Source organism: Klebsiella sp. 64 (assembly GCF_018223915.1).
In the GTDB taxonomy this organism is placed as follows: domain Bacteria; phylum Pseudomonadota; class Gammaproteobacteria; order Enterobacterales; family Enterobacteriaceae; genus Klebsiella; species Klebsiella pneumoniae.
This window is the reverse complement of sequence record NZ_JAGRQZ010000005.1, coordinates 241044-258577: the sequence shown is the minus strand read 5'-3', so window position 1 is coordinate 258577 and position 17534 is coordinate 241044. Positions and strand designations below refer to the sequence as shown.

Annotated in this window: 17 protein-coding genes; 5 read left to right on the top strand and 12 right to left on the bottom strand. The window is 58.4% G+C overall.

All coding sequences use genetic code 11. The features are described from left to right. Nucleotide 1 precedes the first annotated feature (1 nt). From livG to livK, 4 genes are all read right to left on the bottom strand, one after another. On the bottom strand, nucleotides 2-769 hold the full coding sequence (livG, locus tag KHQ23_RS06790) for a high-affinity branched-chain amino acid ABC transporter ATP-binding protein LivG (RefSeq protein ID WP_002920803.1): 768 nt from the start codon (nucleotides 767-769) through the stop codon (nucleotides 2-4). Then, nucleotides 766-2043 (bottom strand): branched chain amino acid ABC transporter permease LivM, encoded by a 1278-nt coding sequence (livM, locus tag KHQ23_RS06785; RefSeq protein ID WP_004174005.1) that lies wholly within the window; start codon nucleotides 2041-2043, stop codon nucleotides 766-768. Before livM ends, livG begins: the two co-directional genes overlap by 4 nt. Further along, complete coding sequence (gene livH, locus KHQ23_RS06780; protein ID WP_002920807.1) at nucleotides 2040-2966, bottom strand: high-affinity branched-chain amino acid ABC transporter permease LivH; 927 nt, start codon at nucleotides 2964-2966, stop codon at nucleotides 2040-2042. The genes livM and livH overlap by 4 nt, the downstream gene beginning before the upstream one ends. A gap of 61 nt (nucleotides 2967-3027) precedes the next feature. After that, nucleotides 3028-4137: a high-affinity branched-chain amino acid ABC transporter substrate-binding protein LivK gene (livK, locus tag KHQ23_RS06775; RefSeq protein ID WP_009484077.1), complete on the bottom strand. Its 1110-nt coding sequence runs from the start codon at nucleotides 4135-4137 to the stop codon at nucleotides 3028-3030. 423 nt (nucleotides 4138-4560) lie between these two features. Between livK and panM the strand changes: the two genes are divergently transcribed. Further along, nucleotides 4561-4944 carry an aspartate 1-decarboxylase autocleavage activator PanM gene (gene panM / locus KHQ23_RS06770; protein ID WP_002920810.1) on the top strand — a complete coding sequence of 128 codons (384 nt, stop codon included), beginning with the start codon at nucleotides 4561-4563 and terminating at the stop codon, nucleotides 4942-4944. 268 nt (nucleotides 4945-5212) lie between these two features. On the opposite strand, the gene livJ is transcribed toward panM, so the two are convergent. From livJ to KHQ23_RS06755, 3 genes are all read right to left on the bottom strand, one after another. Continuing rightward, nucleotides 5213-6316: a branched chain amino acid ABC transporter substrate-binding protein LivJ gene (gene livJ, locus KHQ23_RS06765; protein WP_002920812.1), complete on the bottom strand. Its 1104-nt coding sequence runs from the start codon at nucleotides 6314-6316 to the stop codon at nucleotides 5213-5215. A 257-nt stretch (nucleotides 6317-6573) separates the two neighbouring features. Next, the gene (locus KHQ23_RS06760; RefSeq protein WP_004150081.1) at nucleotides 6574-7818 is read right to left on the bottom strand and encodes an aromatic amino acid transport family protein; all 1245 of its coding nucleotides are present in this window, start codon (nucleotides 7816-7818) and stop codon (nucleotides 6574-6576) included. 147 nt (nucleotides 7819-7965) lie between these two features. Then, complete coding sequence (locus KHQ23_RS06755) at nucleotides 7966-9231, bottom strand: 4-aminobutyrate--2-oxoglutarate transaminase (protein WP_020803514.1); 1266 nt, start codon at nucleotides 9229-9231, stop codon at nucleotides 7966-7968. A gap of 118 nt (nucleotides 9232-9349) precedes the next feature. On the opposite strand from KHQ23_RS06755, the gene KHQ23_RS06750 reads away from it, so the two are divergent. Further along, nucleotides 9350-10873 (top strand): PLP-dependent aminotransferase family protein, encoded by a 1524-nt coding sequence (locus tag KHQ23_RS06750; protein ID WP_004173997.1) that lies wholly within the window; start codon nucleotides 9350-9352, stop codon nucleotides 10871-10873. A 52-nt stretch (nucleotides 10874-10925) separates the two neighbouring features. Here KHQ23_RS06750 and rpoH read toward each other — a convergent pair whose 3' ends face one another. The 4 genes from rpoH to ftsY form a co-directional block, all read right to left on the bottom strand. After that, entirely contained in the window at nucleotides 10926-11780 is an 855-nt protein-coding gene (gene rpoH, locus KHQ23_RS06745; RefSeq protein ID WP_002920815.1) for an RNA polymerase sigma factor RpoH, read from the bottom strand. Between the two features lie 269 nt (nucleotides 11781-12049). After that, nucleotides 12050-13105: a permease-like cell division protein FtsX gene (gene ftsX / locus KHQ23_RS06740; protein WP_004173994.1), complete on the bottom strand. Its 1056-nt coding sequence runs from the start codon at nucleotides 13103-13105 to the stop codon at nucleotides 12050-12052. Continuing rightward, nucleotides 13098-13766 (bottom strand): cell division ATP-binding protein FtsE, encoded by a 669-nt coding sequence (gene ftsE, locus KHQ23_RS06735; RefSeq protein WP_002920817.1) that lies wholly within the window; start codon nucleotides 13764-13766, stop codon nucleotides 13098-13100. Before ftsE ends, ftsX begins: the two co-directional genes overlap by 8 nt. Nucleotides 13767-13768: 2 nt before the next feature. Continuing rightward, nucleotides 13769-15292, bottom strand: coding sequence for a signal recognition particle-docking protein FtsY (ftsY, locus tag KHQ23_RS06730; protein ID WP_004173992.1), 1524 nt, complete (start codon nucleotides 15290-15292; stop codon nucleotides 13769-13771). A gap of 182 nt (nucleotides 15293-15474) precedes the next feature. On the opposite strand from ftsY, the gene rsmD reads away from it, so the two are divergent. Together rsmD and KHQ23_RS06720 are read left to right on the top strand one after the other, a co-directional pair. Further along, the gene (gene rsmD / locus KHQ23_RS06725) at nucleotides 15475-16071 is read left to right on the top strand and encodes a 16S rRNA (guanine(966)-N(2))-methyltransferase (protein WP_002920820.1); all 597 of its coding nucleotides are present in this window, start codon (nucleotides 15475-15477) and stop codon (nucleotides 16069-16071) included. Then, complete coding sequence (locus KHQ23_RS06720) at nucleotides 16061-16336, top strand: DUF1145 family protein (RefSeq protein ID WP_002920822.1); 276 nt, start codon at nucleotides 16061-16063, stop codon at nucleotides 16334-16336. The genes rsmD and KHQ23_RS06720 overlap by 11 nt, the downstream gene beginning before the upstream one ends. 13 nt (nucleotides 16337-16349) lie before the next feature. Here the strand turns inward: KHQ23_RS06720 and KHQ23_RS06715 are convergent, their stop codons facing one another. Then, nucleotides 16350-16700, bottom strand: a complete 351-nt coding sequence (locus KHQ23_RS06715) for a DUF2500 domain-containing protein (protein ID WP_004173989.1) — start codon at nucleotides 16698-16700, stop codon at nucleotides 16350-16352. A 150-nt stretch (nucleotides 16701-16850) separates the two neighbouring features. On the opposite strand from KHQ23_RS06715, the gene KHQ23_RS06710 reads away from it, so the two are divergent. Beyond that, a complete protein-coding gene (locus KHQ23_RS06710; protein WP_004173987.1) occupies nucleotides 16851-17477 on the top strand; it encodes a lysoplasmalogenase in 627 nt (208 codons plus the stop codon). Nucleotides 17478-17534: the final 57 nt, after the last annotated feature.

Here is a 17534-nt window from a genome sequence, read left to right as displayed (position 1 = left end):
CTTATGCCTCACCAAGGTATGCGCGGATCACATCCGGGTTATTACGAATCTCTTCCGGCGTCCCGTTGGCCAGCGGTGTTCCCTGGTTCACGACGTAGATGCGATCGGAAATGCCCATCACCAGCTTCATATCGTGTTCGATAAGCAGGATGGTGGTGTTGTGATGGTTACGCAGCTCGGCGATAAGCTCGTCCAGCTCTTTGGTCTCTTTCGGGTTCAGCCCCGCCGCCGGTTCATCGAGCATCAGAATTTCCGGCTGGGTCACCATGCAGCGGGCAATCTCCAGCCGACGCTGGTCGCCGTAGGCCAGGTTGCTGGCCTGACGGTTGGCATGCTCCAGCAGGCCGATGCGCTCCAGCCAGGTGGCGGCCCTGTCCAGCGCTTCGCTCTGCGCCCGACGGAAGGCCGGCGTTTTCAGCAGGCCGGAGAAGAGCCCGGTTTTCAGCTGCTGATGCTGCGCCACCAGCAGGTTTTCAATCACCGTCATTTCGCGGAACAGGCGCACGTGCTGGAAGGTCCGCACCACGCCCATCCGCGCAATCTGCTGACCCGGCAGCCCTTCCAGGTGCTGGTCGCGCAGCAGAATAGTGCCGCCGGTGGGCTTGTAAAAACCGGTCAGGCAGTTAAAGACGGTGGTCTTCCCGGCGCCATTGGGGCCGATCAGCGAGACGATCTCGCGCTCTCTGAGCTCCAGCGACACATTGTTGACGGCCAGCAGACCGCCGAAACGCATCATCAGGCCGCTAACGGATAATAATGGCTGACTCATGCCTGCTCTCCTTTCGCCTGACCGTTTTTCAGCTTCAACTGCACGCGCGTCATTGGCAGAAGCCCCTGCGGACGCCAGATCATCATCAGCACCATCAGGCCGCCGAGCATTAACATGCTGTATTCGTTGAAGTCACGCATCAACTCGCGCGAGACCACCAGCAGAATAGCCGCGAGGATCACCGCGAACTGCGAGCCCATCCCGCCCAGCACGACGATCGCCAGCACAAAGGCTGACTCGGCGAAGGTAAAGGATTCCGGGCTGACGAAGCCCTGGCGCGCGGCGAACAGCGTGCCGGCGAAGCCAGCAAACGCGGCGCTGATGGTAAAGGCGGTCAGCTTGATGCGCGTCGGGCTCAGGCCCAGCGAACGACAGGCGATCTCATCTTCACGCAGCGCTTCCCACGCCCGGCCCAGCGGCATTCGCAGCAGGCGGTTGATGACGAACAGGCTGAGCACTACCAGCAGCAACGCCACCAGGTAGAGGAAAATCACCCGGTCGGAGGGATCGTATTTGACGCCGAAGAAGTTGCTGAAGGTATCCCAGCCGCCTTCGCGGGCGCTGCGGCTAAATTCGAGGCCAAAGAAGGTCGGTTTCGGGATCTGGCTGATGCCGTTCGGCCCGCCGGTGATCTCGGTATTGTTGAGCAGCAGAATGCGCACGATCTCGCCGAAGCCTAAGGTCACAATCGCCAGGTAGTCGCCGCGCAAACGCAACACCGGGAAGCCCAGCAGGAAACCGGCCGCCGCGGAGACCAGGCCGGCCAGCGGGAGACAGGTCCAGAAGCCGAGACCGTAATAGTGGTTCAGCAGCGCAAAGGTATACGCGCCGATGGCATAGAACCCGCCGTAGCCCAGCACCAGCAGGCCGGAAAGGCCGACCACCACGTTCAACCCGAGGCCGAGGATGATATAGATCATCGTCAGGGTGGCGATATCCACCGTGCCGCGCGACACCATAAACGGCCAGGCCACGGCAATCACCAGCAGGGCGATCAGGAACAGCTTCTGCTTCACCGTCGACCCGTCAATCGCCGGCATAATAAATTTCGGCCCGGAGACGTTCTTAACCGCTTTCTGGAACAGCGGCCGCAGCAGCTGGAAGAAAAAGACCACCGCGGTACCGATGAAGATCCACTGCCAGCGAATATCGGCGGCGGTATCGACCACCAGTTTGGTGCCGTTCAGCTCCAGCTGCACGCCCATAAAGACGCCCGCCAGAATGAAGAACATCACGGCAGAGAGCAGCGCCATTGCAATTTGCATCGGTTTCATACTTTTTCCACCTCCGGGCGGCCCAGAATGCCGGTCGGCATCACTAACAGCACCAGAATCAGCAGCGCGAAGGAAACGACGTCCTTATATTCGGTGCTGAGATAGGCGGAAGAGAGCGCCTCGGCAATACCCAGGATCAGGCCGCCGATCATCGCGCCAGGGATACTGCCGATCCCGCCGAGCACGGCGGCGGTGAACGCCTTCATCCCGGCCATAAAGCCGATGTAGGGGTTAATCACGCCGTAGAACTGCCCCAGCAGCACGCCGGCCACCGCCGCCATCGCTGCGCCGATGACAAAGGTCAGGGCAATGACGCGGTCGGTGTTAATCCCGAGCAGGCTGGCCATTTTCAGATCTTCCGCGCAGGCGCGGCAGGCGCGCCCCATCCGCGAGTAGCGAATAAACAGCGTCAGGGCCAGCATGGCGATAAAGGTCACCACCCAGATCACCAGTTGCATGGTGGTGATTGTCGCGGAGAAGCTGTCGCTGTGGCCGACGACCCACTGGCCGTTAAACAAGCTCGGCAGCGCCACGTCGCGGGAGCCCTGGGTCAGGCTGACGTAGTTCTGCAGGAAGATAGACATCCCGATGGCGGAGATCAGCGCAATCAGGCGCTTGGAGTTACGCACCGGCCGATAGGCCACGCGCTCAATGCTCCAGCCGTAGGCGCTGGCAATCACAATGGCGCCCACGAATCCGGCGGCGACCAGCAGCCAGCTAGTGTCAATGCCCATCATCATCAGCGCGGCGATGATCATGAAGGAGACATAGCTGCCAATCATATAGACCTCGCCGTGGGCGAAGTTGATCATGCCGATAATGCCGTACACCATCGTATAGCCGATGGCGATCAACGCATAGGTACTGCCCAGCGTGACGCCGTTAAACATCTGCTGCAGAAAATAGAGAAACTGCTCGGACATAAGGTAACCTTTTTCAAACCGCCCGCGGTTCGCAGGCGGAGGGATAACTCGTCTTCAGCGCTTATTTCGCCGCGCTCGAAGAGCCATCGGCGTGCCACTGGAAGACACCAAACTCAAATCCCTTCAGATCGCCTTTTTCATCCCAGGTCAGCGGCCCAATCACGGTTTTCGCCCCGTGCGCTTTCAAATCGTTGATTAAATCCAGCGGCTGCTGGCTGCCGGTTCTGTCCATCGCCTGCGTCAGCGACTGCACGGCGGCATAGGTGATCCAGACGTACGGTCCGCTCGGATCTTTCTTCTCCGCTTTCAGCGCGTTGACGATGGCGCTGTTGGCAGGGTCCTGATCGTAGCGTTTTGGCATTGTCACCAGCATGCCTTCCGCCGCGGCGCCCGCGATATTGGACAGCGAGGCGTTGCCGACCCCTTCCGGCCCCATAAACACGGTTTTCAACCCGACGGAGCGCGCCTGGCGCAGCATCTGGCCCATTTCCGGGTAGTAGCCGCCGTAGTAGACGAAGTCGATGTTCTCTTTCTTCAGGCGCGCCAGCAGGGCGGAGAAATCTTTTTCCCCCGCGGTGATGCCATCGAAGAAGACGATGTTGGCCCCGGCTTTCTTCAGGTTGTCCTGCACCGAACGCGCCAGCCCTTCGCCGTACTGCTGCTTGTCATGAATGATGGCGATACGCTGCGGTTTCACTTTCTCGACGATATATTTCGCCGCGGTCGGCCCCTGCGAGGAGTCGAGGCCGGCGGTACGCATGATGTACTGGTATCCGCGCTGGGTCAGCTCCGGGTTGGTCGCCCCGGGGGAGATCATCAGGATGCCTTCATCCTCATAGATGTCGGAAGCCGGCTGGGTGGAAGAGGAGCACAGGTGGCCGATAACGTACTGAATGCCGTCGTTGACGATTTTGTTGGCCACCGCGACCGCTTGCTTCGGATCGCAGGCGTCGTCATATTCGACGGCCACCAGCTTGTCGCCCTTAATGCCGCCGCTGGCGTTGATGTCTTTAATCGCCTGACGCGCGCCATTGAACTCCATGTCGCCCCACTGGGCCACCGGACCCGACATCGCGCCGACCACGGCGACCTTAATATCCTTGGCCATCGCCGCGTGCGACATCGCTAATGCGACAATGCCCGCGACGATGGTTTTCGCGTTCCTTTTCATGCTGCAGAACCCCGTTCGTGATGTGGTGTAAATGTTTTGTATTTTTATGGTTAAAAAGCATTCTGTGCTTTTATTAAACAACGCCATTTTTACCATTGAGTTTAATGGTTTAGCGCAGTTTTTCACTAAAAAACAGATTAAAATCTCTATTTTTCAGTCGATTAAGCAAAGATAATATTCTGTATTTTGGTGAAGATAAACAAAAAAAAGTCCATCCTGCAGCATAAAATAACGATACATAAGGCGGAATAAAACGCTGCACATTAGGTTAAAATTCTGCTTATTTTTCGATCCATGACGGATTGAGCTACCCTGACAACGCCAGGAAAACGAATCCCCTGATGTACGCGCAAAAAACAGCGCTCCGCCAGACAGCAATTTTGGGTACACTGGCGCCTCTGTTTTGCACTGGATTTGCCGCCCATGAAACTGACCATTATCCGTTTACAGCACTTCAGCGATCAGGATCGCATTGATCTGGGGAAAATCTGGCCGTCGCAGGATCTGTCGACGCTGACCCTTGATGAAAACCATCGTCTCTACGCCGCCCGATTTAACGAGCGCCTGCTGGGCGCCGTGCGCGTTACCCTGCGCGGCGTCGAAGGTGAGCTCAGCGATCTGTGCGTGCGTGAAGTGACCCGCCGCCGCGGCGTCGGACAATACTTAGTGGAAGAGACATTGCGTGATAACCCGGCGATCAATAGCTGGCGCGTCGCCGACCATGGGGTGGAGGACCGCGGCGTGATGGCGGCCTTTATGCAGGCGCTCGGCTTTAGCGCCCAGCAGAATGGTTGGGAAAAGCATTAAGCCGTAGCCCCAATAAGCGGAGCATGACCAAGGAAGAACCCGGCGGCGCTTCGCTTAGCCGGGCTACCTGGCGACTGTAGCCCCGGTAAGCGCAGCGCGACCGGGGTCAGACAACGCATTTGCGGCGTGAAAGGCGCCCCCATTTAACCCAGCATTTCGCGTTGCAAAAAGGCGTCAAGACCCGAAATCCCCGGGAGCTTACATCAGTAAGTGACCGGGGTTGAGGGCCGCAGACAACGCATTTGCAGCGTGAAAGGCGCCGGTTAAATTATTTGGCGTCGGTCGCCGTACCGTTCGCATGCCAGGTAAAGACCCCGAACTCGAAGCCTTTCAGGTCGCCTTTCTGATCCCACGACAGCGGGCCCATCACGGTGTCTACTGTCGCGCCTTTCAGGTATTTAGCGATTTCCGCCGGATCGTCAGACTGATTCAGACCTGCCTGCAGCGACTGCAGCGCCGCGTAGGTGGTCCACACGAAGGCGCCGCTCGGATCCTGTTTCTTCGCCTTGATCGCATCCACGATCGGTTTGTTCGCCGGCACCTGGTCGTAGTTCTTCGGCTTGGTTACCAGCAGGCCTTCCGCCGACTCGCCGGCGATGTTAGACAGGGAGACGTTCGCTACGCCTTCCGGGCCCATAAACTGGGTTTTCAGACCGGCGGCGCGCGCCTGACGCAGGATCTGGCCCATTTCCGGGTGATAGCCGCCGTAGTAGACGAAATCGATATTCTCTTTCTTCAGGCGCGCCACCAGGGTGGAGAAATCTTTCTCACCGGCGGTGATCCCGTCGAAGAAGACCACGTTTGCCCCGCCTTTTTTCAGGCCATCCTGCACCGCACGGGCCAAACCTTCGCCGTACTGCTGTTTGTCATGTACCACTGCGATACGCTGCGGCTTCACTTTGTCGAGAATGTATTTCGCCGCGGTTGGCCCCTGATCGGAGTCCAGACCGGTGGTGCGCAGGATCAGCTTATAGCCGCGCGCCGTCAGCTCCGGAGCAGTCGCTGCCGGGGTAATCATCAGAATGCCTTCGTCTTCATAGATATCAGACGCCGGCTGAGTGGAAGAGGAGCACAGGTGACCAATGACGTATTTGATGCCGTCGTTGACCACTTTGTTGGCTACCGCTACCGCCTGTTTCGGGTCGCAAGCGTCATCATATTTGACGATCTGCAGCTTATTGCCCTTGATGCCGCCCTTAGCGTTGATATCCGCTACCGCCTGCTCTGCGCCGGTAAACTCCTGGTCGCCGTACTGGGCCACCGGGCCGGACATCGCCCCGACTACCGCGATTTTGATATCTTCCGCCAGCGCCGCGCTGCTCATAACTAAGGCAATACATCCTGCCAGTAACGCTTTACCCTTCATATTCATCCTGAGGCTCCCCATTATTATGGTTTTTGCATTTGTTGTGATGTTGTTTATTAGCGCATTATTTTGTTTATACCGATAGGAAAAGCATATGATAGCTAATCAACCGGGGGCTGCCCGCGCTTTTGCAGCACACTATGCTAAACATACCGTCATTCTGAGGAATTTGAAACGACTAAATTGCGGGCTATGTAACAGATAAGTGACAAATAAAAAAACCGCGCCAGCATGAACCGGACGCGGTGCAAAACAGAGCCTGATTACCAGCCTGCGGGTAGGTAGCCCACCGCGGATGCTATCGCGTAGGCGGCGCTGCAAAGATACAACAACACAATGAAGCATTGGATAAGCGGATGGGTCATCCAGGCCGGACAGGTCCAGCCCGGGGTCAGATCGCCACGCTGGCGGGCGCCCTTGAGCATCAGGATCGGCATAATCGATAAAATGACGCCGCTGAACACCCCGGCAAAATAGAGCGCGTTGACGAAGGAGACCATGCCGCTATAGGCCAGTACGAACGGCGGGATCGCCACCACCAGCAGCACCATCAGGCGCCGGGCGGGCTGTTCGTCATTCCCCAGGCGGAACTGATCGAAGATATTGGTCAGGAAGCTGCCGCCCAGTCCCCAGTAGGAGGTCAGCATCGCGCACAGCGCAAACAGATTGGCTGAGAAGAAGGCCCATTCGCCAAGCGCCCGGCCCCAGGAGATGGTGGCCACATCCGAGATATTGTCCAGACCGTTAAGCGAGATCACCGACAACGGCACCAGCGCCAGCAGGGTAAAGGTCAGCGCCATGCCGACCATGATGGCTTTAGGCAATTTTTCCGGTTTGTCGGCGAAGCCCCGCGCCATCTCCGGCACGATATACTGTGCCGAGAAGCAGAATGCCACGACGTTGAAGACCGGAACCATATACAGCCAGTTGCCGTCGAGCAGATAGCCGACGCGAGTGGTCTCTTTCAACAGCGTGGCAATCACCAGCACCGAGATCATCACCACCATGCCGATGCTGATAAATTTCTCACCGCGGCCGATCGCCTTCAGCCCCAGGTAGAGTACCCCTGCCGCCGGAACGAAAAACAGCACGCTACCCAGCGCCGGCGAGATGCCAAACAGGGAGTGCAGCAGCTTACCGCTGCCAGTCATATACGCCGTCAATGCCCCGACGCTATTGACGCAGACGGAGAGAAACATCATCAGCGCGCCAAAGCCGCCGACGTAGCGCTTCGATAATCCACTGAGCTGCAGATGTTTACGGGTGCGCAGCGTGGATTCCGCGACATAGAGCATAGTCACCGTCGTCAGGCTGCCCACCAGCACCAGCCAGAACAGCAGCGGTAAGAAGCCCGCTTTGCTCGACGCATAGGCGATAGAAAGGACGCCCGCGCCAATATTGGTACCGACAATCATCGATACCCCTTCGACGAAGCTCAGAGATTTTGCAGGGACAGCCGTACGTTCCCGGCCGGTGAGGACGGGAGAAAAGGTGGAGTTTTCAGACATAATACTTTCCGTTTTACTCCGGCGGTTGTCACCGCCGGAAAAAAGGTGATATCAGGGTGATAAACCACTCACGCTGAGCATAAACAGCCGGCTGCGGCGTCCTGTTTCTGTTCGGCTTCCCTGCCGCCGCAGCCCGCCGGGGAGACGTTAGCTCTTCAGTACGCGCGCCAGAATATCCAGCGCTTTCGAGAACTGGGTATCCGGGATAGTCAACGGATACAGGAATCGGATCACGTTGCCGTAGACGCCACAGCTCAGTAGCAGCAGGCCGTTCTCCTGCGCTTTCTGTTGCACCTGGCGGGTGAATTCCGGCGACGGTTCGCCTGTTTGCGGATCGTTAAACTCCACCGCCACCATCGACCCCCGGCCGCGGACATCCACGATCGCCGGGCAGGTAGCGCGCGCCTGGTTGAGCACTTCCTGCAGATGGCTACCCAGCTGTTCAGCGCGCTGACACAGCTGCTCTTCGGCAATCACATCCAGCACCGCGTGCGCCGCGGCCACCGCCAGCGGGTTACCGGCATAGGTTCCGCCCAGCCCGCCAGGCGCTGGCGCATCCATCACTTCGGCGCGACCAACGACGCCCGACAGCGGGAAACCGCCGGCGAGGCTTTTCGCCATCGTCATCAGATCCGGTTTCACCTCATAATGCTGCATGGCGAACAGCTTGCCGGTACGGGCGAAACCGGTTTGCACTTCATCGGCGATCAGCAGAATGCCGTGGGTATCGCACAGGTCGCGCAGCGCCTGCATAAAATCGGCCGGCGCGACGTTAAAGCCGCCTTCCCCCTGGATCGGCTCGAGGATGATGGCCGCGACCTGATCCGGCGCAATATCCGCTTTGAAAATGCGCTCCAGGCTTTTCAGCGCATCCGCGGTGGTCACGCCATGCGCCGCATTGGGGTAAACGCCGTGATACACCGAGCCCGGGAACGGCCCGAAGCCGATTTTGTAGGGTGCGACCTTACCGGTGAGGGCCATGGTCATAAAGGTACGGCCGTGGAAACCGCCGCCGAAGGTAATCAGCCCCGGACGACCGGTGTAAGCGCGGGCGATTTTCACCGCGTTCTCGACCGCTTCCGCGCCGGTGGTGAAGAAAGCCGTTTTTGCCGGCCCGTCAATTGGCGCCAGATCGTTGATACGCTCCGCCAGCGAAACATAGCTTTCGTACGGCACAATCTGATAGGCGGTGTGGGTGAACGCCTGCAGCTGGTCGGCAACCGCGGCGACCACTTTCGGATGGCGGTGACCGGTATTTAACACGGCGATCCCGGCGGCGAAATCGATCACCTCATTGCCTTCGATATCCCACAGCGTGGCGTTTTCCGCCTTCTCGACAAAGTAGTTACACATTACGCCTACGCCGCGCGGCGTCGCCTGCTGGCGACGTTGATTCAGTTCTGAGCTTTTCACCTGCGAATCTCCTGTCGTGTATGTCACGTTATCGCAACAAATTAGAAACGATGTCGTTTATTTACACAGGAGTTGGCCCTATAATCGAGTACCAATTTTGAATATCTGAGGGATCCAATTGCGTTCGCTGGTGGGTGACCTGGTGCTGGTCCGTCTGCAGGAAGAGCGGGATCCTCTTCTGCACAAACGCTTATATAACGCGCTGCGCCGCGCGATCCTCGACGGTTCGCTGGCGCCTCAAAGCCGTCTGCCGCCGTCGCGGGACCTGGCGGGCGAACTTGGCGTATCAAGAAACACCATATTAACAACTTATGAACAATTGCTGGCGGAAGGATATGTGGTTTCCCGTCGGGGAAGCGGAACATTCGTTGCCCAAACCGCCCCTGAGAGCTCATTGACGGCTAAAGGTCAGCAAGAAAACAGCAGTATCGCAGCACCGACGGCGCATCTTTCACGCCGAGGCCAACATCTGCTCGGCCAGGTCAGCGCCAGCCCGCGCCAGTGGGGAGCGTTTATACCCGGCGTGCCGGACGTTAACGCCTTTCCCCACCCGCTGTTCAGTAAGATCCAGGCCCGCATCAGCCGTCGGCCCAAACCGGAGCGGCTCAGCTATAGCTGCAACGGCGGCACCCCGGAACTGCAGCAGGCGCTGGTGGATTATCTGCGCGTGTCGCGCGGCGTCCACTGTCAGTCAGATCAAATTCTTATCACCGAGGGGATCCACCAGGCGATCGATCTGGTCACCCGCATGCTGTGTGATAACGGCGATCTGGCGTGGGTGGAGGAGCCTTCCTACTGGGGGATCCGCCACGTGCTGGCGATGAACGACGTTCGGGCAGAGCCCCTGACCGTCGATGCCAACGGCCTGTGCCCGCCGGAGACGGTTGACGATGCGCCGAGGCTGATCTTCGTTACGCCTTCCCACCAGTATCCGCTGGGCGCGGTGATGAGCCTTGAGCGCCGCCAGCGCCTGCTGGCACTCGCCCGTCAGCAGGGGAGCTGGATCGTCGAAGATGATTATGACAGCGAGTTTCGCTTTTCCGGTCAGCCGATCCCCGCCCTGCAGGGTCTGGTCGCCGACGCCCCGGTGGTCTATATCGGCACCTTCAGCAAGACGCTCTATCCCGGCCTGCGCCTGGGCTACGTGGTGATCCCGCGGCCGCTGGTCAGCGATCTGAAGCACGCCCATGCCGAGCTTTACCGCGGCGGCCATTCGCTGATCCAGATGGCGCTGGCGGAGTTTATTACCGCCGGCCACTATTCGGCCCATATCCGCCGTATGCGGCTGCTCTACAGCCGTCGCCGGGTCTTTTTAACTGAGCTTATCCAGCGGCACTGTATGCCGTACGCCCTGTCTGACTTCAGCGATAATGCCGGACTGCATTTGATCCTCAATTTGCCCGCAGAGGCTGACGATGTGGCGATCGCCAGAGAGGCCAATGCGCGGCACATTCTGGTGCGGCCGCTGTCGCGCTACTACCTGACGGCGGCGCGCAAGAAAGGATTACTGATGGGATTCGCCAGCCAGCCCGAAGAGCAGATGGCGTCGGCGTTCAGCGTCTTACTCGGCTGCCTGCAGACGCACTGCCCGCAGACGCTCCTGCTCCGGGAGGACGCAGAAAAACAAAACGCCCCAACCTGAGGCGGGGCGTTATCGGGGAGCCTGGTATCAGGTATCAGGCAGGCATGGCGTATCAGGCTTCGATAGCGGCACGCAGTTTTTTCATGGCGTTCTTTTCCAGCTGACGCACGCGCTCTGCGGAGACGCCGTAGCGGTCGGCCAGTTCCTGCAGCGTGGACTTGTTATCTTCGTCCAGCCAGCGGGCGCGGATGATGTCCTGGCTACGCTCGTCCAGGCCCTGCATCGCATCAGTCAGCTTATTCGCCGCCTGCTCTTCCCAGTTATCGTCTTCGATGCCGTCGGCAAAGTTAGACGTTTTGTCCTGCAGATACAGGACCGGCGCCATCGGCTGGCTGTCGGACTCATCGTCGGACGACATGTCGAAGGTCATGTCCTGGGCCGCCATACGGGATTCCATCTCGCGGACGTCTTTGCTCGACACGCCCAGCTCACGGGCCACCATTTCCACTTCATCCTGGTTGAACCAACCCAAACGCTGTTTGGTTTTACGCAGGTTAAAGAACAGCTTACGCTGTGCTTTGGTGGTAGCGACCTTCACAATACGCCAGTTGCGCAGCACGTATTCGTGAATTTCGGCTTTAATCCAGTGCACGGCGAAGGAGACCAGGCGCACACCCACTTCCGGGTTGAAGCGACGCACGGCTTTCATCAGGCCGATATTGCCTTCCTGGATCAGATCCGCCTGCGGCAGGCCATAGCCCGAGTAGTTACGAGCAATGTGAACAACAAAGCGCAGGTGAGACAGAATCAGCTTTTTCGCTGCTTCCAGATCGCCCTGGTAATGCAGCTTTTCAGCAAGCTCCCGCTCTTCATCAGCCGACAGCATCGGCCAAGTGTTAGCGGCCCGGATGTACGATTCCAGGTTACCAACGGGGGCTAAAGCTAAAGTTTGCATTTCTTTGGTCATTCAAATCCTCTCAATTGATATCTTCTGACGCGTTCTTGTCCCCATCAGGCAACAAGCATGCCAGCATTCATGAGCAACGAGAATATCACTCACATTAGTATCAGACAGTGATTTTATCCACAAGTTCCATGCAACGGTGTGAATAAATTACGCACAAAATGTGACACCACGATGAAAAAGTGAGGGCAGGAAAAGGGGAACAAGCTTGCGGTATCTTTCCCTGCGAACAGGAACTCATTGCAGCAGGGAAAGATTATATCACGCTTTTATTAATCGGGAGTAAAGTGACGTAAATGTTGCACTGTCGCCAGCCAGGCGGCTACCCACCCGATCATCGAGCAGACGATCAACATCAACAGACACTCGTCGAAGCCTAAGCCGCTCAGCTCAAACTGGGTGCCGAAGACTTTCGCCACTTCGGTCACCGCCGACGAGAGGCGCATTACCAGAATCTCCGACAGGATCAGCGATAAAAACGCGCCGGAAAAGCCCAGCATCGCTCCGCCGTAGAGGAACGGACGCAGGATAAAGCCGTCGGTGGCGCCGATAAGCTTCTGAACGTTAATGGTATCGCGGCGGGCGAAGATGCTCAGGCGCACGCTGTTGCCGATCACCAGGAACACCGCCGCCACCATCAGCACGCCGATCATCGCCGACACGCGTCCTACCAGCCCGGTGAGCGAGGAGAGACGGGCAAACCAGCTGTCGTCCATCCGCACTTCATCGACGCCCTGGATCCGCGTTACCCGATCGCGCAGGGTATTCAGCGCCTCGGTGCTCTGGAAATCCAGCTTCGGCACCACGATGGCGACCGCCGGCAGCGGGTTCTCCTCCAGCATATCCAGGGCGCCGCCAAAGCCAGACCAGTTACGGAATTCCCCCAGCGCCTCGTCACGGGACAAATAGTTTACCTTGTCGACGCCCTGCTCCGCCTGCAGCTGGCCCACCACCCGCGCCGCGGCATCGTCATCCAGCGTTTTCTCCAGATAAACGGTGATCTGCGGCGAGGGATAATACTGGGACGCCGCGCTGCTGACGTTTTTGTAGACCATGTAGCAGACGCTTGGCAGGGTCAACGAAATGGCGATGACCATTACCGTCAGGAAGGTCGCCAGCGGCGTGCTTTTTAGATCCTGCAGCGCGCCGTGCCAGGCATAGCGCACCTGCTCGTTGAATACGTTGCTCTTACGCGAGGCCGGGTTAGGCGCCGCTTTCGGCCGTTTTGGCGCATTGCGCCCGCCGCCGCCGCCGCCCGCGGCGTTGCGCAGGCGATCGAACTTGCTGCCGAACTGGCGAATCTGGTTCATTGCGTCGCGCTTATTCACCCCGAATGCCTCCATGCAGATGGCCGTCGCTAAGCGTCAGCACGCGGTACGGACGACTGGAGATAAGCCCCAGATCGTGCGTGGCCATCAGTACCGTCACCCCGACGCGGTTAAACTCTTCAAACAGACGTAAAATCCCCTCCGAGAGCGCCTCGTCGAGGTTGCCGGTCGGTTCATCCGCCAGCAGCACCGCCGGCTTGTTGACCACCGCGCGAGCGATTCCCACGCGCTGCTGCTCACCGCCGGAGAGCTGAATGGGAAAATTCTTCGCTTTGTCCAGCAGGCCAACCTTGTCCAGCGCCGCCGAGACGCGACGACGAATATCATCGCCGCTGGCGCCGGCGATAATCAGCGGGATCGCCACGTTGTCATACACGGTACGATCCATCAGCAAATGGTGGTCCTGGAAAATCATACCGATCTGGCGGCGCAGGAACGGCACCTCACGGCTCTTCAGACGGCTGATTTCATGACCGCTGAAGAAGATTTTCCCGGCGCTGGGCCGTTCGATACCACAGATAAGCTTCAGCAGGGTACTCTTCCCTGCGCCGGAATGGCCGGTCAGAAACGCCATCTCGCCCGGCTGCAGGTGGAAGGTCACCCCCTGCAGCGCTTGTCTCCCACCGAGATAGGCTTTGCTGACTTGTTCAAAGCGAATCATTCTTAATCCTCTCGGGCAAAAAGTGCCTCAATAAAGTCGCCCGCATTAAACGGACGCAGATCCTCAATACGCTCGCCGACGCCAATATAGCGAATCGGAATGCCGAACTGATCGGCCACCGAGAAGATCACGCCGCCTTTGGCGGTGCCGTCCAGCTTGGTCAGGGTGATCCCGGTCAATCCTACCGCTTCATGGAACAGTTTGGCCTGGCTAATAGCATTCTGCCCGGTGCTGGCGTCAATGGTTAACATCACCTCGTGCGGCGCGTCGACGTCCAGCTTTTTCATTACCCGGACAATCTTCTTCAGCTCTTCCATCAGGTGCGATTTATTCTGCAAACGCCCGGCGGTATCGGCAATCAGTACGTCAACATGGCGCGCCTTCGCCGCCTGAATGGCGTCGAAAATCACCGAGGCGGAGTCGGCGCCGGTGTGCTGGGCGATCACCGGGATATTATTACGCTGGCCCCAGACCTGCAGCTGTTCCACCGCCGCCGCACGGAAGGTATCCCCCGCCGCCAGCATCACCGACTTACCCTGCTGTTCAAACTGACGCGCCAGCTTGCCGATGGTAGTGGTTTTCCCCACCCCGTTCACGCCGACCATCAGAATAACAAATGGCGTTTTGCCTTCAACGTTCAGCGGCTCGTCTACTTTGGCGAGAATCTCGCCCATCTCTTCTTTCAGCAGGCCGTACAGCGCTTCCGCATCGCGCAGCTGCTTACGGCTGGCGCCTTCCGTCAGGTTGGTAATGATCTTGCGGGTGGTTTCCACCCCGACGTCGGCGATCAGCAGCTGTTCTTCCAGCTCTTCAAACAGATCATCGTCGATCTTCTTACCGCGGAACAGGCTGATAAATCCGGAACCGAGATTTTGCTTCGTTTTCAGCAGGCTACGCTTGAGGCGGGCGAAGAAGCCTTCTTTTGTCGGTTTTTCCTGCTCCTGAGCCAGCGCTTCAAGCGGCGCCTCGTCCTCGGGCGCCGGCACCACTACCGCCGCCTCTTCTGCCGCTTCGGCCGCCAGCGCCTGCGCTTCCAGCTCTTCATCGCTTAACGGCGCGTCCTCTTCGGGCGCTTCTGTCTCCTGCGGCTGGACAACGATGCCTTCCACAGGCTGCTCTGCTACGGCTTCCGCCACCACCGGTTCGGCGATAACCTCTTCCGCCAGCGGCTCAACCACCGCAGGCTGTTCAGGCGGTTCGCTGACCGCGGGCTCCGGTTCAACAACAGGCGTTTCTTCGGTCAGAGCAGGCGTTTCCACCCACTCTTCTTCCTGCGCGCTGGCAGGCTCCGCGAGGTGCGCTTTTTCGCTTTCGACCACCGTCTCGGTCACTTCGACGACGTCTTCGGCAAACGCCTCCGGGTCTGCTTTCGGCGCGCTCGGCTCAGCAGGGGTTTCAACCGCCGGTATCTCTTCGGCAACCGCTTGCTGTTCTTCTACTTTTTGCTCAGTCTCGGTTTCCTGTGCCTGTTCTTTCTGTCCAAAGCCCAGCCAGGAAAAGAAGCCACGTTTTTTCTCTTTTGCCATTTGCGACCACACTCCTCGCTGTTTATTCATGGCGCAGCTTCATCAGAAGCTGAAAAAATGATGAAATTAGTTGGATAGTCTATCACTTAACTTAACTCGCAGCACCGCCCCCGGATTAAGGTTTCGTCAACCGCCGTCGATCGCTAGAATAGCAGGCTGGAAGTTGAGACTTGAGCAGAGAGATGAAAAAACCAAACCACGCGGGCAGCGGTCAGATCCGCATCATCGGCGGGCAATGGCGCGGCCGTAAATTACCGGTGCCGGAGAGCCCGGGCCTGCGGCCGACCACCGACCGGGTTCGCGAAACCCTTTTTAACTGGCTGGCGCCGTCCATTGTTGACGCGCACTGCCTCGATTGCTTTGCCGGCAGCGGCGCGCTGGGGCTGGAAGCGCTGTCCCGCTATGCGGCCAGCACCACGCTGCTGGAGATGGAGCGCGGCGTAGCCCAGCAGCTGCAAAAAAATCTCGCCACCCTGAAAGCGGATCGCGGCAAGGTGATCACCACCAACACCCTCAGCTTCCTGAGCCAGCCGGGGACCCCGCACCAGATCGTGTTCGTCGACCCGCCGTTCCGTCAGGGGCTGCTGGAGGAGACGCTACGTCTGCTGGAGACACAAGGCTGGCTGGCCGATGAGGCCCTGGTGTACGTCGAAAGCGAAGTCGAAAACGGCTTACCGCCGGTGCCGGCTAACTGGCAATTGTATCGTGAAAAAGTGGCCGGACAGGTCGCCTACCGTCTTTACCAACGTGAGGCCCAAGGAGAGCACCATGCTGATTAATTTAGGCCGCCTGCTGATGCTGTGCGTCTGGGCCTTTCTGTTATTGAATCTGTTTCAGCCCTTCCCGAAGCCGCTGAATATCTTTGTCAACGTCGCGCTGATTTTCATGATCCTGATGCACGGTCTGCAGCTGACGCTGCTCAAGGCGACGCAGCCGAAAGAGGCGCCGCCGCTGAGCCGCTTTGAGCAAATCCGCATTTTTATTTTCGGCGTGTTTGAGCTCGTGGCCTGGCAGAAAAAACTGAAGGCGACGCTGAAAAAATAGTCCTGAAAAGGGCTCAGGGATCGGGCGTAAACGCCACGAACGCTGTGCCCTTATAACTCAACATCCCACGATCGCCGACGCTCAGCGCGTGATATTGCGGCGCGTCAAGGCGAAACACCACCTCCAGCCCACCGTTTTCGGGGCGAAAGCTCGCTTCATAGCGCATCTCACTGCCTGCAGGCGTCACCGTCTGCTGCCGCGAGCGCCGATCGTTAATCACTTTTTCCCGTTTATTGCTGACGATAACCCGCTTTTGTAGCAACGGCGCGGCGTCATTCGCCTGTTTCTCACGGCGCTGCTGGACATAGCGAAACGAAGCCGCCACCACAATCACCGCGACGACCAGAACAAAAAAGAGGGGCATTTTACTCATTAGGGTTACCCATAAAAAATATCAGGAATCAGCATACTGCGTCGGGAATAACATTGTCATCTGCTACGCCAAACCACTACACTGAGTAGTAGCATCACGCATCCGTAACTTTCTTTATGATAACAGATACAGGGACTTACTATGCTTTGGTCATTTATTGCTGTCTGTTTCTCCGCATGGCTTTATGTCGATGCATCCTATCGTGGGCCGGCATGGCGACGCTGGGTTTTTAAACCTGTCACCCTGATTCTGTTGCTGTTACTGGCCTGGCAGGCGCCGATGTTCAATGCCATCAGCTATCTGGTGCTGGCTGGCCTGTGCGCCTCGCTGCTCGGCGACGCCCTGACCCTGCTGCCGCGCCAGCGGGTGATGTACGCGGTGGGCGCTTTCTTCCTGTCACATCTGCTGTATACCATCTGGTTCGCCAGCCAGCTGACGCTGTCGTTCTTCTGGCCGCTGCCGCTGGTGCTGCTGGTATTCGGCGCCCTGCTAATGGCGGTGATCTGGAGTCGGCTGGAAGAGATGAAAATGCCGGTGCTGACCTTTATCGGAATGACGCTGGTAATGGTCTGGCTGGCCGGTGAGCTGTGGTTTGCCCGCCCCACCAACACCGCGCTGTCCGGTTTCGCCGGCGCAGCCCTGCTGCTGCTGAGCAATGCCGTGTGGCTGGTGAGCCACTATCGTCGCCGCTTCCGCGCCGATAACGCCATCGCCGCCGCATTCTACTTTGCCGGCCACTTCCTGATCGTGCGCGCGCTGTACCTGTAATTTAGTCCTTGACTCTGGAGTCGACTCCAGAGTGTATCCTACGGCTAATGAGAAAAT